Consider the following 15367-nt stretch of genomic DNA (forward strand, 5'->3'; position numbering starts at 1 on the left):
GTTGATATTACGTTAATTCTTACGATAAAAGCAGGGAATTTATATTAGTAGGGATGTACATAATGCAATATAAAAAAAGACATCCTTATTTAGTGGATGTCTTTTCAGGTAAATCTTTTCGCGCAGTATATAAAAAACGAGATATATCTAATTTTTTTCCTCTAAAAAATTGCGGAGAGGAAATGTAAAGTTCTTCTTTCGCACGTGTAATTGCGACATAAAGTAGTCGACGTTCTTCTTCTAAAGCTTCAGAAGTCTCTGTAACACGATCATTTGCATCTTTTAAAGAAGAAGTATGGGGAAGAATACCATCGCTCGCTCCAAGTAAAAAGACGCATGGAAATTCAAGGCCTTTTGCGTTATGAATAGACATAAGCGAAACAGCATTTTTTTCCGGCATTGTTTTTAATGCTTCCATTTCTTTTTGACCTTGAATTGCTTCATCAATAAATTGTAAATAAGCTGGAATATCGGTAAAACGAGTTGCGGACTCCATTAATTCTTCTAACATTTCTTCTTGTATATCTTTATGCATCGTAAAGGAAGAACGATCGTTACTTTGTAAGTACTCTAAATACTTTCCTTTACCATGAATAATTTCTTTTAATGCTTTTTTCGGTTCTAATTCTTTTATAAATTTAATAAAATCGATACGCTCATTTACCTTTTTTACTTGAAAAGGTTTTAAGCTCGGATTTAATAATAAGAAATGAAGAAGAGAAGGGAACCGCCCCTCACCATATTTCCATTGTTCACGTTCAATAAATGAAATACAATCATCACGCCCGATATACATAGTTGGCAATATATTTGAAAGTGATTCTAGTCGAAACGGTTCAATCACCAGTCTTAAATGATCTAATACAGGCTTAATTAAAGAATGTTCATAAAATGATTGACTCGCCCCGTGCTTAATAAATGGGATTTTGTGAATTGTAAGCTGATCAAGTAACGAACGGCTTACAGAATGTGTGCGATACAGTAAACAAAAATCTTTATAGTTGCGTTCGCCGCTATCTACTTTTTCTTGAATGAGCTGCAAAATTTGATTTGCTTCATCAAGAGTCGTAGCAGGTCTTGCGTAAAAAGGTTGTACACCTTCTTCACGCACAGAATATAGCTCTTTATCAAAACGTTCTTGATTTAGTTTGATAACTTCATTTCCAAGTCCGACGATAAAAGGATTGGATCGATAATTCGTATTAAGTGCGATAATCGTAGTGTTATCAAATTCTTTTGGAAAAGATAAAATAATTTGGTGACTTGCTCCTCGCCAGCCATATATCGCCTGGTCGTCATCACCCGCGATAAATAAATTATTTCTTGGCGTGGCTAACAATTTTACAATTTCATATTGTGCATACGATGTATCTTGAAACTCATCTACTTCAATATAGTGGAAACGTTGTTGTAATTGGGTAAGCAAAGGAGCGTTATTTTCTAACATATAATATGTTTCTAATAGGATGTCATCGAAATCAATATAATTATATCGTTGTTTCACTTCTTCAAAACGTTCGTATACTTCTTTAAATTCTTGTTCAACGGGTGTTTTTGCTTGTACATCTTTCGGACGATTCAATTTGTTTTTCTCAAGTGAAATCATCGCGAGCATTGTTTCAGCATCATAATCGTCTTTTAAACGTAATTCTTTTAAAATTTTCTTTATCATAATTTGTTTATGTTTTTCGTTTGCTAAAATTTGCTGACTATATCCTTGACTACGAAGTAATTTTAAAAAGACAGAGTGGAACGTACCAGCAACAACGTAGCTACTTGCGGCGCGATTCATACCTGGTAAATTCGCTACACGGTTTCGGATTTCTTCAGCTGCTTTTTGTGTAAATGTAAGCAATAAAATATTTCGTGGATGAACTTGTTTTACATTTACTAAATAACCTACGCGGGTTGTTAAAACAGATGTTTTCCCGCTTCCGGCACCAGCCAATGTAAGGACAGGGCCTTCTGTCGTTCGCACAGCCTCTAATTGTTTTTCATTTAAAAAAACATTTTGTTGTTCGAGAGCGCGAAAATACGCCGCATCTGCATCTTCTTCCATAATTAAATGGGTAGATGTTTTCGGAATATGATATGTTGCACGCGGAATGTCAGCGTGCGTTAATGATTTTTGTGAAAATTTTTCTTGTGTCATATATTCACCTTCAAAACTATAGCATCAACATTTAACTTTAGCGGAAGAAAAAGAAAATAGCAATGTAAAAAACAGGAGGGGATACCTCCTGTTTTCAAATTACAATTCTTTTATCATAACGACGTGAGGAATATTTGCTTCCATGAATACATCAGAATGCGTTACATATCCAAGTTTCTTATAGAAATCTTCAGCATGTGTTTGGGCATGCAGCTTTAATTTTGGTAGCGAGTTTTCATTCGCATACGCTTCAAGTGCATCCATAACAATTTTTCCAATGCCTTTTTTACGATGGGAAGCTAGTACGCAAATGCGTTCCATTTTTCCTATTCCATCCAGTATGCGAAAACGACCAGCACCAACTGGAACATCATTATCATATATAACAACGTGTGTTGAAGTTTCTTCAAACTCATCATACTCTTCGTCAGCAGAAACTTGTTGCTCATTCACAAATACTTGCTTACGTACAGAGAATGCATCTCTTAGTTGTTCGTCCGTTTGTACGATCTGTGCGTGCAAATTAGTTGTTCCCCTTTCCAAGGTGGAATGTTTCGTATACAGTCCACGTTCCGTTTTCTAATTGATATAGAAGATGGAAGCGATCAATTGGTTGTTCATAATAGAAATCTTTCATACGTAATCGACCTAATACATCAGCATGCTCTGCATCGGATAAGCCTTGTCCGATTGTTAAATGAGGTACGAAAGCGTACTCGCGTTCTTGTATAAAGAATTCGCTATGCATTTCCTCATTTAAGAAAGTAAGTTCAGGTGTTTTTTCTACTTTAAAATAAAGAACATTATTAACAGGTGCGAATGAACCAACTTTTCCGACATGAAGGGTGAAAGGGTTCGTTTTACTTGCGATTGTATGTAACTCTTTTACAATCGATTCTAATTGTTCATCTTGCGTCTCAAAGGGTGTTTTCAATGTAATATGTGGCGGAACTAATGCGTAGTGCGGATCATAACGTTTACGCAATCCGTTCGCTTTATCTTGAATCATTTTAGATGGAAAAATTACAATGCCTAATTTCATGTTCCAATTCCTCCCTTTGTAAGTCTAGTTAGATTTTGAGAAAATAACTCTCTTAATCTATTATATCAAATTATTCTGAATACTGCTCTCTATTATTTCATTGATAGAATATGAGAGAAAGCTTTCGGTAAATCAGTTTGCCAATATTTCCACGTGTGGTTACCTTCAAATTCTTCGTAATGCGTGATGAAATTTCTATCTGTCAGAAGCGTATTGAGCTCACGGTTCGGCCCAACGAAATCGGATACTTGTCCATCAGTGCGTTTTACAGCTGTTTCTTCTGTCCCAATGACGTGATAAAGGTCTAGCGCCTCCGGATTTTTAAAGTCTTTTGCCAAATTCATCACTGTGTCATCGACAAATGGTGATTGCATAACGACTTTACCGAATGTATGCGGATACATAAGTGCAGTCATAAAGGAAACTGTTCCGCCAAGAGAATCACCAATTAACACACGACCTTTTCCGATTTGGTACGTTGGATAATTTTCATCGATATATGGTGCAAGTTCATGAGCAAGGAAACGAATATACGCAGCGTTTTTCACTTCATTTGGGAAATATTTTTCTTTACGATCGTGTACATTTTTATATGGAATACCGACAATAATTGTACGGTCAATTTCTTCAGTTTCACGAAGGCGCTCAATTACACGGTGCGCTTTACCAAGCTGAAAATAATCTCTACCATCTTGTGCAATTACAACTGTATGTTTGTGTAGTGGTGTGTAATTTACTGGTAAGTAAACGAGAAGTGTAACATCTTCTTGAAGTGATGCGCTATAAAATGAAATTTCTTCAATTCTCCCTATTGTTTGATTCATGTGGATCCCCCTAAATAAAAATTTACTGTAATGATTGTAAGAGCGACGCTTGTAGTGAAAAAGAAAGAAATATTCACTAATAGGTGCTTTCGTTTCTATTTTACCATAATGGTACGAAGAATCTAAAAAATTAGTATTTAAGTTATAAAAGAAAACGGATATAATGAAGTGGGATTTTTGACAGGTGAGAGGGGAGACGGAATTTGAAACAAGAAAGATCAATCGCACTACCATTAGCAATTTCCATTATAGCCATTTCATTCGCAGCAGTTTTTGTAAAGATGTCCTCAGCACCATCTTCAATATTAAGTATGTATCGATTATGGATTATCGTACTTATTATGCTGCCTATCGTTTTGAAAAAAAAGGAAGAGTTTAGTAAGATTCAAATAAAAGATTGGGGATTTTTAATTGGATCTGGTTTCTTTTTAGCGCTTCATTTTCTTTTGTGGTTTGAATCTTTAAAGCATACGACAGTTGCTAGTTCGACGATTATTTTAGCACTTCAACCAATCGTATCTTTAGTTGGAGGTTTTTTCTTATTTAAAGAAAGAACAACATACTCAGCCATTGCGACAATGGGAATAGCGATACTAGGCGTAATGTGTATTGGGTGGGGAGATTTAGGATTAAGTGAACAAGCAATTTATGGAGATATATTATCCTTTTTAAGTGTAATAGCAGTTGTCGGTTATTTATTTATCGGACAAACGACGGTAAAGAAAGTATCACATTGGATTTACAGCTTTACAGTCTTTGCATTCGCAGGTATTTTTATGGGGATTTATAATATAGTATTGCAAGTGCCTTTTACAGGTTATACGAAGTGGGATTGGACCGTTTTTCTTTTACTTGCGGTCGTGCCGACAGTGTCACACGTCATTAATAATTGGTTATTAAACTACGTAAATGCAACAACAATTTCAATGAGTATTTTAGGTGAACCAGTTGGAGCATCTATATTAGCGTTCTTCTTACTCGGTGAAAGACTAAATGCCATGCAAATTATCGGTAGCATGCTCGTATTGTTTGGTGTATCTGTTTTCTTACTACAGCAACAAAAACGAACAGCAAAAAATGTAGTAAATGAGCCGGCGTATACACAGGAATTATAATGTTAGAGGAGAAAAGAGAAGTTGTGATACTTCTCTTTTTGTTTTACAGAAATATAGGGGAGGAAGGGAAGTTTAATGGAATTTCCATCAAAAAAAGATATATGGTTATATCCGATTTTTTTCGTTGTCATTGGAGCGTGTTTTGCTCCTCTATTTGCAGGAAAAGAGTATTTTCTTTTATTTTTTACAATTCCGTTAGCAATATTATTTATGTGGAGTTGGTTTTCGACAAAATACATCGTCGGAGAAGAAACAATTACAATTAGATCAGGTCTCGTTAAAAAAAGCATATTTATACGAGATATAAAACAAATTTCAAATACGAAAAATCCAATAGCTGCTCATGCATTGTCATTGGATCGACTTGAAATTGTTTACGGCGCACATAAAACAGAAGTTATTTCTCCTAAAGATAAAGACCAATTCATCAATCTTGTTACAAGTAAAAATTCAAACATTGAAATCAAGTAAAAGAGTGGCTAGGAAGCCACTCTTTTACTTTGGATTTGTCATATAAGGTTGTACATGAATAATACATAGGTCACGGAACTTTCCTTCAGTAGTTGTGACAATTACGACTGCTCTTCCGGCACTTTTTCCAGTAATCGTTACCGTATCACCTTTTGGATACATTGTGATAACATCAGCATTCATATTTGTCCAAATAAGTTCTTTATTCGTTGCTTGCACTGGCAAAACGGAGGCTGATAACTCAGTGCTTTGTCCAGTTCTTACTTTCAACTTATTTTTTTTCATATGAACACCAATGACTGAAATAACAGAAGGAGCGATTGAAATTTTAGGTGGATTAGGTTGTATGTTCAAACGAGACGCAGAAGTATTTGTAATAGGTGAAAATTTTCGTGTTTGTTGTTGCTGGAAAGCTGCTAACATGTTGGAGTCCCCTTCCTGTATAAGTGCTGATAGTACTACTATAAAGGACTAGTGTTATGTTTAATTTAACGAAACATAAAGAAATTGTTAAATTCGAGTAGAAGATTGTCGAACTTTCATAAAAAGAAAGCTCTGCTGATACGATAACAGCAGAGCTTTTCCTTTATAAATTATGACTATGTTGTTTTTCGAAATTCTCAAATTGCTCTTCAACTTCTTTTGAAGGTTGTGTTAGTAAACTAACAATTACGATGGCTAGTAAACTAATAGCGAAACCTGGAATCATTTCATATAAGAAATCTTTTAAGAATTCGAATTGAGTCCATATAATAACAGTAGCGGCACCAGAAATCATACCAGCAAGTGCGCCCCACTTCGTCATACGTTTCCAATATAAGGTTAATAAAATAGCAGGTCCGAATGAAGAACCGAAACCAGCCCAAGCGTATCCAACAAGAGCTAAAATCGTATCATTTTGTTTAAACGCTAATGCGCACCCAACTAATGCAATAACAAGTACAGCCATACGACCGACAAATACAAGCTCTTTATCAGAAGCAGAGCGTTTAAAGAATGTACGATATAAGTCTTCGGTTATAGCACTAGAAGTAACGAGTAATTGAGATGAAATTGTACTCATAATAGCTGCTAAAATAGCTGCTAATAAAAATCCAGTAATAAGTGGATGGAATAAAATTTTTCCTAGTTCAAGGAAAATTGTTTCTGGGTTAGATAATGTTAACTCTTGTTGTGAATAGTAAGCAATACCGATAAGACCAGTAAACATAGCTCCAACAACAGAGAAAATCATCCAGCTCATACCAATTCTTCGTGCGCTTTTAATCTCTTTTACAGAAGAAATCGCCATAAAGCGTACGATAATATGAGGTTGTCCAACATAACCAAGGCCCCATGCGAATAAAGAAATCATTCCTAAAGTAGAGGCACCTTTAAAAATATCTAGACGTGTTGGATCTACAGAACGAATTGTATCAAATGCAGGTCCAAGTCCGTTCGAATTCATAATTGTTACGATAGGAACAAGAATAAGAGCAATTACCATAATGATTCCTTGTACGAAGTCTGTCCAACTTACTGCTAAGAAACCACCAAATAATGTGTAAGCGACAACAACGCCTGCAACAATGAATAATCCAACGTGGTAGTTCATACCAAATGAATTTTCAAATAATACAGCGCCTGAAACTAATCCTGAAGCTACATAAAAAGTAAAGAAAATCATAATAACAAGTCCGGATACTAAGCGTAGCATGTGAGATTTGTCGTGGAAGCGGTGTTCCAAAAATTCTGGGATAGTAATAGAGTTGTTTGCAATTTCAGAGTAGGTACGTAAGCGAGGAGCGACATAAAGCCAGTTTGCGTATGCGCCTAGTGTTAGGCCAATCGCAATCCAACTACTACTCAATCCAACGCTAAACATTGCACCGGGTAAGCCCATTAAAAGCCAACCACTCATATCGGATGCTCCAGCACTTAATGCTGTTACTGCGGGGCCTAGTGTACGCCCGCCAAGCATATAATCTGTTAAGTTGGACGTTCGTTTATAGGCGAAATAGCCAATGACTAACATCCCGAGCATGTAAATAGAGATTGAAGTTAAAGTTAACATCTGCGTACTCATGAAGTTCCCCTTCCTTTTGTCATGTCTTTTGATGCGTTATGCATATTTATAATCTATCATGATTATTCTGAAAAATCCATACAGAAATACGAATTTTCAGAAATGTAAGCGTTTTTTGATATCATTTTACTTTTTTAATATATAATATTCATACAAAAAACCTTATTTTTAATAGAGTATTTATTATATTTACATAAAAAGAGGTTGTTTTGTCAATATAATATTGAAAGGAGAGAAAAATAAAAATTTTTAAAAAGTATTGACTTATGAAAAAAGTAAGGTCTATAATGAGTGCAACTTAAAAAAATGCAAGCGTTGATGAAGAAGAGTACACATGATGAACATGTCAGAGAGCTGATGGTTGGTGCGAATCAGTATGGAATTGATGTGGAATGGGCTTCGGAGCTTCCAAACCGAAACGAAAGAAGTAGGCTTTGGCGACATGATCTCATCGATACAAGAGACACGTATTGTTTTTGATACGGTAAAGTGCGTTACATTCGTAACGAATTAAGGTGGCACCACGGGAGTACCCGTCCTTTCTATAGGATGAGTACTCCCTTTTTGTGTACAAAAAATTAAATAAATGAAATCGTTGAAGTAAGAAGAGTACGTATATTGGAGACGTTACAGAGAACCGGGGATAGGTGGGAGCCCGGTGCGGTGCCATATACGGAATGGGCTTACGAGAGGTATGCTGAACAATTATTTTCAGTAGGCAACCCGGGTTCCGCCGTTACAAGGATAAGGTATATATTTTGTACCTGAATAAAGCGGGATGCTTTTGCGTCCAACATGAGGTGGTACCACGGTAAATTTATCGTCCTCTACATATTTTCGATATGTAGGGGACTTTTTTATTTTTCAGATTGAGGTGAAAGGCATGATGACAAAAGAGGAATTTATGAAGCAAAAAGAACAGGGAAGAGCATTTTTAGTAATCGCTGAAGAAGAAGGAGATAGCATTACGCCAATTTCTTTATATAGACGTATGAAGGGAAAGAAAAAGTTTTTATTAGAAAGTTCGCAGCTTCATCAAGATAAAGGACGCTATTCTTACTTAGGATGTAATCCATATGGTGAAGTGAAAAGTGTTGGTACGGAAGTAGAACGAACGATTTACGGCCGGGCAGAAGAGTTGCAAGGTAACGTACTACAAGTGTTAGAAGAAGAAATCGCGTCAGCTCAAGTAGACAGTCCATTCCCATTTTGCGGAGGAGCAGTTGGTTATATTGGCTATGACGTCATTCGGCAATATGAAAACATTGTAGCAGATTTACACGATCCACTAAATATTCCAGAAGTACACCTTTTACTATATCGTGAGTTTATCGTGTATGACCATTTACGTCAAAAATTATCATTTGTATATGTATGCAGGGAAGATGATTCAGCAGATTATGAAGAAGTATATGAAAGATTGCAAGTATACAAAGAGGAAGTGCTGAGGGGAGAAGAAGCGGAAGTAACTGAAATAAAATCAACATTATCATTCACTTCTTCTATAACAGAAAAAGAATTTTGCGCGATGGTAGAAACGGCGAAAGAACATATAAGAGCCGGGGACATATTCCAAGTCGTACTGTCACAGCGTTTGCAAAGTGAATGTATTGGGGATCCATTCGCGTTATACCGAAAACTTCGAATTGCCAATCCGTCACCATATATGTTCTATATCGATTTTCAAGATTATGTTGTACTCGGTTCTTCGCCGGAAAGCTTGTTATCAGTTAGAGAAGATAAGGTGATGACGAATCCAATTGCGGGTACGAGGCCGAGAGGGAAAACGAAGGAGCAAGATGCGGAAATTGAAAAAGAACTGTTAGAAAATGAGAAAGAACGAGCGGAGCATATGATGCTTGTAGATCTTGGGCGAAATGATATTGGCAGAGTAAGTGAAATTGGATCCGTGACGATAGATAAATATATGAAAGTAGAAAAATACTCTCACGTTATGCACATTGTATCTGAAGTTTACGGAATATTGCGAAAAAGAATGAGTGGATTTGATGCATTAGCGTATTGCCTACCAGCAGGAACAGTGTCGGGAGCTCCGAAAATTAGAGCGATGGAAATTATAAATGAGCTAGAGAATGAAAAAAGAAATGTATACGCAGGTGCAGTTGGATACGTTAGTTTTTCAGGGAATCTTGATATGGCGCTCGCCATTCGAACAATGGTCGTAAAGGATGAAAAAGCATACGTTCAGGCAGGAGCGGGAATTGTTTATGATTCAGACCCAGTAGCTGAATATGAAGAAACGTTAAATAAAGCGAGAGCACTATTGGAGGTAATGAAATGATTGTACTAATTGATAATTACGATTCATTCACATATAACTTGTATCAACTGTTAGGTGAATGCGAGGAAGAAATTGTTGTCGTAAGAAATGATCAAATAACGATAGAACAGTTAGAAGGGATGAATCCAACAGGAATTGTGCTATCACCAGGACCAGGAAAACCAGAGGATGCTGGCATTTGTATCGAAGTGATTCGTCATTTTTATAAGAACGTTCCCATATTAGGTATTTGCCTTGGTCATCAAGCAATTATATCAGCATTTGGAGGAGACATTGTAAGAGCAGGACGCATTAAACACGGTAAAACATCACGTGTAAAACATAATGGAACTTCAATCTTTTCATATGTAACACAGCCATTAACGGCGATGCGCTACCATTCCCTTGTTGCAGCGCAAACGAGCTTGCCAGAGTGTTTTGACATACTAGCGACAGCGATGGACGATGGAGAAATTATGGCAGTTCGTCACAATTATTATCCGCTATTCGGATTACAGTTTCATCCGGAATCAATCGCGACAGAAGAAGGTGGAAAGTTAATACGTGCCTTTTTAACAGAAGTGAAGGAGGAGGAAAGAGTATGAATAACTATCTTCGTAAATTAGTGGAGGGACAACATTTAACAGAAGAGGAGATGTATAGAGCAGGGCTTCTTTTATTAAATGAAAACATATTGGAGAGTGAAATTGCAGCTTTCTTAGTATTACTGAAAGCGAAAGGTGAAACAGCAGAAGAAATATATGGCCTTGTTCGAGCTCTTCGTGAAAAGGCATTACCGTTTTCGAACCATATACAAGGAGCGATGGACAATTGTGGGACGGGTGGTGACGGTGCCCAAACGTTTAATATTAGTACAACATCGGCATTTGTACTGGCAGGAGCTGGCGTAAAGGTTGCAAAACATGGTAATCGAGCTGTTTCTAGTAAAACAGGAAGTGCAGATTTATTAGAAGAACTCGGTGTAAATATTAGCAGTACGCCAAACGAAATTGATCATTTATTAGAGCATGTCGGCATCGCATTTTTATTTGCACCAGCGATGCATCCAGCATTAAGACGCATTATGAAAATAAGAAAAGAATTGAATGTGCCGACGATTTTTAACTTAATTGGTCCTTTAACAAATCCGGTAAATTTAGAAACACAATTTGTCGGCATTTATAAACGAGATATGTTACTACCAGTTGCGCAAGTATTACAGAAACTAGGCAGAAAACAAGCGCTTGTCGTAAACGGAAGTGGATTTTTAGATGAAGCATCATTACAAGGAGAGAATTATGTTGTCATTTTGAAAGATAATGAAATAGTAGAAACGAGTATTGAACCTAAGAAATATGGTTTCTCAATAGTGAAAAACGAAGAGATTAGAGGCGGGGATTCGAAAGAAAATGCAAAGATTACGCTCGGAGTATTAAGCGGAGAAAAGAATGTTTACCGCGATACAGTTTTATTAAATGCAGGTCTAGCCCTTTTTGCAAATGGAAAAGCAGAAACGATTGAAGAAGGAATTACACTAGCGGCATATAGCATTGACTCTGGAAAAGCATTAGCCAAACTAAACTTATTAATTGCAGCAAGTAATGAAAAATTAGAAAGGGTGAATTAACGTGGGGACGATTTTAGATAAAATTGTAGACCAAAAGAAAAAGGAAGTTGCGGCATTATATGAAACGTATACGCCATTAAAAGAAAGTAGAAAGACACTTTCACTTGTAGAAGCATTACAGCAGTTTACTGTCATTGCAGAAGTAAAGCGAGCATCACCATCAAAAGGAGATATTAATTTACACGTTGATGTACGAAAACAAGTGAAAATATATGAAGAATGCGGCGCAGGAGCAGTATCTGTTTTAACAGACGGTCAATTTTTTAAAGGGTCGTTTCACGATTTACAAACGGCAAGAGCAGAAAGTAACATTCCGCTTTTATGTAAAGATTTCATAATTGATAAGATTCAAATTGATAGGGCGTATGAAGCTGGAGCAGATATTATTTTATTAATTGTAGCGGCGTTAACGAAAGAAAAATTAAAAGAGCTGTACAGCTACGTACTAGAAAAAGGATTAGAGGCAATTGTTGAAGTTCATGATGAGCAGGAATTAGAAATTGCAATTCAATTAAATCCGCACGTTATCGGTATTAACAACCGTAATTTAAAAACATTCGAAGTCGATTTAAGCCAAACAGAAAAGCTTGGAAAACGATTAAACGAGGAGAAATTACTTTGGGTTAGTGAAAGTGGGATTCATTCAAAGGAAGATATTATCCGTGTTAAAAAAGCTGGAGCGAAAGGTGTATTAGTTGGAGAAGCACTTATGACATCATCTTCTATTCATACCTTTTTTGAAGATTGTAAGGTGAACATATGAAAGTGAAAATTTGCGGTATCACTGATGTTGAAACGGCAAAACGTGCTTGCGAATACGGAGCTGATGCACTCGGATTTGTTTTTGCAGAAAGTAAGCGGAAAATCACTCCAGTGCTAGCGAAAGAAATCATTCAGGAGCTTCCAACAAACGTGTTAAAGGTTGGTGTTTTCGTAAATGAATCAGTAGAAGTAATCGAGAAAATTGCAGATGATTGCGGGTTAACACATGTGCAACTACATGGAGATGAAGACAATCATCAAATTAGAAGATTGAATATTCCGTCTATAAAATCACTTGGGGTAACTTCAGAGAGTGATATGAAAAATGCTCAAACATATGAAACGGATTATATATTGTTTGATAGTCCGAAAGAAAAGTTTCACGGGGGAAATGGAAAGAAATTTTCATGGGAGTTACTCGCACATATGTCAAAAAAATTGCGAGAGAAAACGATATTAGCTGGTGGGTTAAACGCTCTTAATATAGAAGAAGCGATTCGAACTATTCAGCCATACATGGTCGATGTAAGTAGCGGAGTGGAGACAGAAGGAAAGAAAGATGTAGAGAAAATAAAACAATTTATTATAAAAGCGAAGGAGTGTTCCAAATGAATTACGCATATCCAGATGAAAAAGGTCACTACGGTATATACGGAGGACGATACGTTCCAGAAACGTTAATGCAATCTGTATTAGAACTAGAAGAAACATATAAAGAAGCAATGCAAGATGAAGGGTTTCAAAAGGAATTAAATCATTATTTAAAAACGTACGTCGGAAGAGAAACACCGCTTTATTTCGCTGAAAATATGACGAAGTATTGCGGCGGTGCAAAGATTTATTTAAAACGTGAAGATTTGAACCATACAGGAGCTCATAAAATTAACAATACAATCGGTCAGGCACTACTTGCAGTACGAATGGGCAAGAAAAAAGTTGTCGCTGAAACAGGAGCAGGACAACACGGAGTTGCAACAGCTACTGTATGTGCCCTACTCGGATTAGAATGCGTCATCTTTATGGGAGAAGAAGATGTGAGACGTCAAAAATTAAATGTGTTCCGAATGGAATTACTCGGAGCGAAAGTAGAAAGCGTAGCGGCAGGTAGCGGCACATTAAAAGATGCGGTAAACGAGGCGCTTCGCTACTGGGTTTCACATGTACACGATACACACTACATTATGGGATCCGTTCTTGGACCACATCCATTCCCGCAAATTGTTCGTGATTTCCAAAGTGTAATTGGGAAAGAAACGAAAAAACAATATGAAGCGTTAGAAGGGAAATTACCAGAGGCAGTCGTTGCATGTATTGGTGGTGGTAGTAATGCGATGGGCATGTTTTATCCGTTCGTACACGATGAAGAGGTCGCTCTTTACGGCGTAGAAGCAGCTGGGAAAGGTGTTCATACAGAAAAGCACGCAGCTACTTTAACGAAAGGAAGCGTTGGTGTTTTACACGGATCGATGATGTACCTTCTGCAAAATGAAGAAGGACAAATTCAAGAAGCACATTCTATTTCAGCGGGACTCGATTATCCAGGTGTTGGGCCAGAACATAGCTTGCTAAAAGATATTGGACGCGTTTCTTATAATTCAATAACAGACGAAGAAGCGTTAGAAGCATTTCAATTATTAACGAAAAAAGAAGGGATTATTCCGGCGTTAGAAAGCTCACATGCTGTCGCATACGCATTAAAATTAGCGCCGCAAATGAAGAAAGACGAAGGGCTTGTCATTTGTTTATCTGGCCGCGGGGATAAAGATGTAGAGAGTATAAAACGTTATATGGAAGAGGTGTAAAAAATGGGAGTAGAAAAAATTAAAGCAGCGTTTGAAAATGGTAAGAAAGCATTTATTCCGTACGTAATGGGCGGAGATGGTGGCCTTGAAAAATTAAAAGAAAGAATTTGTTTTCTAGACGAAGCAGGAGCAAGTATCGTTGAAATCGGTATTCCGTTTTCAGATCCAGTCGCAGACGGTCCAACGATTCAAAGAGCAGGAAAACGAGCGCTAGATAGCGGTGTAACATTAAAAGGCATTTTTCAAGCATTAATAGAGGTAAGGAAAAAAGTACAAATTCCGTTTGTACTCATGACATATTTAAATCCAGTACTCGCATTCGGAAAAGAACGATTCATCGAAAACTGTATAGAAGCAGGTGTAGACGGTATGATCGTTCCGGATTTACCGTATGAAGAACAAAATATTATTGCCCCGTTACTTCGAGAGGCAAACATTGCGCTAATTCCACTCGTTACAGTAACGAGCCCAATTGAGCGAATTGAAAAAATTACGAGTGAATCAGAAGGGTTCGTTTACGCTGTTACAGTAGCGGGCGTAACAGGAGTACGTCAAAACTTTAAAGGTGAGATTCATAGTTACTTAGAAAAAGTAAAATCACATACACATTTACCGGTAGTGGCAGGGTTCGGTATTTCAACGAAGGAACATGTAGAAGAAATGATTACAATATGTGATGGAGTAGTCGTTGGAAGTAAAGTTATCGAGCTGTTAGAAAATGAAAAGCGAGAAGAAATATGTGAATTAATACAGGCAACAAAACAAAAAGAAGAGGCATAAGTCTCTTCTTTTTGTTTTACGTAATAAATGTTAAAATATACAGAAAATACATATAACTTAGAGGGTGAGAAAGCATGCTAAGACGGAAACTACTATATCTTCTTCTAACTGTACCATTATACGCTTGGCTCATTAGCATGACGAAAATAGAGGTGATGGCTCTATTTTTAGGATATGTATTCATCTTTTCCAACTTAAATCGCATTCAAGAGCAATCTATTTTAGAAATATGTATATTTTCGATTAGTATAGAACTATTTAGTATCGTTTCAATTGTATTATTAAACGAATTATTTCGCTGGATCCATTCATTTGAATTAATGAAATTTGGAAATGTTTTATTGCAAGTAATATGTGCTTATATTGTGTTTGTTGTGTTAGACAAAATAGTTGGACAGCAGAGCGTTTTTCAGGATAAAAGAAAATGGGAGTGATTCAAAAAAGGA

16 protein-coding genes and 2 other annotated features are annotated in these 15367 nt (G+C 36.7%); of the genes, 10 read left to right on the forward strand and 6 right to left on the reverse strand.

What is annotated here, in order from left to right; all coding sequences use genetic code 11:
- Positions 1 to 85: 85 nt before the first annotated feature.
- From ACU8YW_RS06295 to ACU8YW_RS06310, 4 genes are all read right to left on the reverse strand, one after another.
- Positions 86 to 2152 carry an ATP-dependent helicase gene (locus ACU8YW_RS06295; RefSeq protein WP_088608365.1) on the reverse strand — a complete coding sequence of 689 codons (2067 nt, stop codon included), beginning with the start codon at positions 2150 to 2152 and terminating at the stop codon, positions 86 to 88.
- Between the two features lie 99 nt (positions 2153 to 2251).
- Positions 2252 to 2674, reverse strand: coding sequence for a GNAT family N-acetyltransferase (locus ACU8YW_RS06300; RefSeq protein WP_088608364.1), 423 nt, complete (start codon positions 2672 to 2674; stop codon positions 2252 to 2254).
- Between the two features lies 1 nt (position 2675).
- On the reverse strand, positions 2676 to 3194 hold the full coding sequence (locus tag ACU8YW_RS06305) for a YjcG family protein (protein ID WP_000765870.1): 519 nt from the start codon (positions 3192 to 3194) through the stop codon (positions 2676 to 2678).
- Between the two features lie 92 nt (positions 3195 to 3286).
- Positions 3287 to 4018 carry an alpha/beta hydrolase gene (locus ACU8YW_RS06310; RefSeq protein ID WP_088062503.1) on the reverse strand — a complete coding sequence of 244 codons (732 nt, stop codon included), beginning with the start codon at positions 4016 to 4018 and terminating at the stop codon, positions 3287 to 3289.
- A gap of 203 nt (positions 4019 to 4221) precedes the next feature.
- On the opposite strand from ACU8YW_RS06310, the gene ACU8YW_RS06315 reads away from it, so the two are divergent.
- Positions 4222 to 5133, forward strand: coding sequence for a DMT family transporter (locus ACU8YW_RS06315; RefSeq protein ID WP_426933911.1), 912 nt, complete (start codon positions 4222 to 4224; stop codon positions 5131 to 5133).
- A 75-nt stretch (positions 5134 to 5208) separates the two neighbouring features.
- Entirely contained in the window at positions 5209 to 5604 is a 396-nt protein-coding gene (locus ACU8YW_RS06320; protein WP_147786906.1) for a PH domain-containing protein, read from the forward strand.
- Positions 5605 to 5628: 24 nt separating this feature from the next.
- Here the strand turns inward: ACU8YW_RS06320 and ACU8YW_RS06325 are convergent, their stop codons facing one another.
- Both ACU8YW_RS06325 and putP read right to left on the reverse strand, forming a co-directional pair.
- Positions 5629 to 6027, reverse strand: coding sequence for an Ig-like domain-containing protein (locus ACU8YW_RS06325; protein ID WP_098088909.1), 399 nt, complete (start codon positions 6025 to 6027; stop codon positions 5629 to 5631).
- Between the two features lie 163 nt (positions 6028 to 6190).
- A complete protein-coding gene (putP, locus tag ACU8YW_RS06330) occupies positions 6191 to 7669 on the reverse strand; it encodes a sodium/proline symporter PutP (protein WP_426933910.1) in 1479 nt (492 codons plus the stop codon).
- Positions 7670 to 7975: 306 nt separating this feature from the next.
- Positions 7976 to 8213 (forward strand) — a binding site (T-box leader).
- Positions 8214 to 8255: 42 nt separating this feature from the next.
- Positions 8256 to 8500 (forward strand) — a binding site (T-box leader).
- A gap of 52 nt (positions 8501 to 8552) precedes the next feature.
- Here putP and trpE point away from each other — a divergent pair.
- From trpE to ACU8YW_RS06370, 8 genes are all read left to right on the forward strand, one after another.
- Entirely contained in the window at positions 8553 to 9971 is a 1419-nt protein-coding gene (trpE, locus tag ACU8YW_RS06335; protein WP_446894047.1) for an anthranilate synthase component I, read from the forward strand.
- On the forward strand, positions 9968 to 10555 hold the full coding sequence (locus tag ACU8YW_RS06340; RefSeq protein WP_000636313.1) for an aminodeoxychorismate/anthranilate synthase component II: 588 nt from the start codon (positions 9968 to 9970) through the stop codon (positions 10553 to 10555). Before trpE ends, ACU8YW_RS06340 begins: the two co-directional genes overlap by 4 nt.
- Positions 10552 to 11577 (forward strand): anthranilate phosphoribosyltransferase, encoded by a 1026-nt coding sequence (gene trpD, locus ACU8YW_RS06345; RefSeq protein ID WP_088062510.1) that lies wholly within the window; start codon positions 10552 to 10554, stop codon positions 11575 to 11577. Before ACU8YW_RS06340 ends, trpD begins: the two co-directional genes overlap by 4 nt.
- Before the next feature lies 1 nt (position 11578).
- Positions 11579 to 12340, forward strand: a complete 762-nt coding sequence (gene trpC, locus ACU8YW_RS06350) for an indole-3-glycerol phosphate synthase TrpC (protein ID WP_088062512.1) — start codon at positions 11579 to 11581, stop codon at positions 12338 to 12340.
- On the forward strand, positions 12337 to 12951 hold the full coding sequence (locus ACU8YW_RS06355) for a phosphoribosylanthranilate isomerase (RefSeq protein ID WP_088062514.1): 615 nt from the start codon (positions 12337 to 12339) through the stop codon (positions 12949 to 12951). The genes trpC and ACU8YW_RS06355 overlap by 4 nt, the downstream gene beginning before the upstream one ends.
- Positions 12948 to 14141: a tryptophan synthase subunit beta gene (gene trpB, locus ACU8YW_RS06360; protein ID WP_088062516.1), complete on the forward strand. Its 1194-nt coding sequence runs from the start codon at positions 12948 to 12950 to the stop codon at positions 14139 to 14141. Before ACU8YW_RS06355 ends, trpB begins: the two co-directional genes overlap by 4 nt.
- Positions 14142 to 14144: 3 nt before the next feature.
- Complete coding sequence (trpA, locus tag ACU8YW_RS06365) at positions 14145 to 14921, forward strand: tryptophan synthase subunit alpha (RefSeq protein WP_048545100.1); 777 nt, start codon at positions 14145 to 14147, stop codon at positions 14919 to 14921.
- 74 nt (positions 14922 to 14995) lie between these two features.
- A complete protein-coding gene (locus ACU8YW_RS06370) occupies positions 14996 to 15355 on the forward strand; it encodes a DUF4029 domain-containing protein (RefSeq protein WP_327958013.1) in 360 nt (119 codons plus the stop codon).
- Positions 15356 to 15367 lie beyond the last annotated feature (12 nt).

Source organism: Bacillus pretiosus, from assembly GCF_052947655.1.

Bases quoted from the DNA above. Each gene is read 5' to 3' on its own strand.
- ACU8YW_RS06295 (WP_088608365.1), bottom strand. From the start codon at position 2,152: ATGACACAAGAAAAATTTTCACAAAAATCATTAACGCACGCTGACATT.
- ACU8YW_RS06305 (WP_000765870.1), bottom strand. From the start codon at position 3,194: ATGAAATTAGGCATTGTAATTTTTCCATCTAAAATGATTCAAGATAAA.
- ACU8YW_RS06310 (WP_088062503.1), bottom strand. From the start codon at position 4,018: ATGAATCAAACAATAGGGAGAATTGAAGAAATTTCATTTTATAGCGCA.
- ACU8YW_RS06320 (WP_147786906.1), top strand. From the start codon at position 5,209: ATGGAATTTCCATCAAAAAAAGATATATGGTTATATCCGATTTTTTTC.
- ACU8YW_RS06325 (WP_098088909.1), bottom strand. From the start codon at position 6,027: ATGTTAGCAGCTTTCCAGCAACAACAAACACGAAAATTTTCACCTATT.
- putP (WP_426933910.1), bottom strand. From the start codon at position 7,669: ATGAGTACGCAGATGTTAACTTTAACTTCAATCTCTATTTACATGCTC.
- trpE (WP_446894047.1), top strand. From the start codon at position 8,553: ATGATGACAAAAGAGGAATTTATGAAGCAAAAAGAACAGGGAAGAGCA.
- ACU8YW_RS06340 (WP_000636313.1), top strand. From the start codon at position 9,968: ATGATTGTACTAATTGATAATTACGATTCATTCACATATAACTTGTAT.
- trpD (WP_088062510.1), top strand. From the start codon at position 10,552: ATGAATAACTATCTTCGTAAATTAGTGGAGGGACAACATTTAACAGAA.
- ACU8YW_RS06355 (WP_088062514.1), top strand. From the start codon at position 12,337: ATGAAAGTGAAAATTTGCGGTATCACTGATGTTGAAACGGCAAAACGT.
- trpB (WP_088062516.1), top strand. From the start codon at position 12,948: ATGAATTACGCATATCCAGATGAAAAAGGTCACTACGGTATATACGGA.
- trpA (WP_048545100.1), top strand. From the start codon at position 14,145: ATGGGAGTAGAAAAAATTAAAGCAGCGTTTGAAAATGGTAAGAAAGCA.
- ACU8YW_RS06370 (WP_327958013.1), top strand. From the start codon at position 14,996: ATGCTAAGACGGAAACTACTATATCTTCTTCTAACTGTACCATTATAC.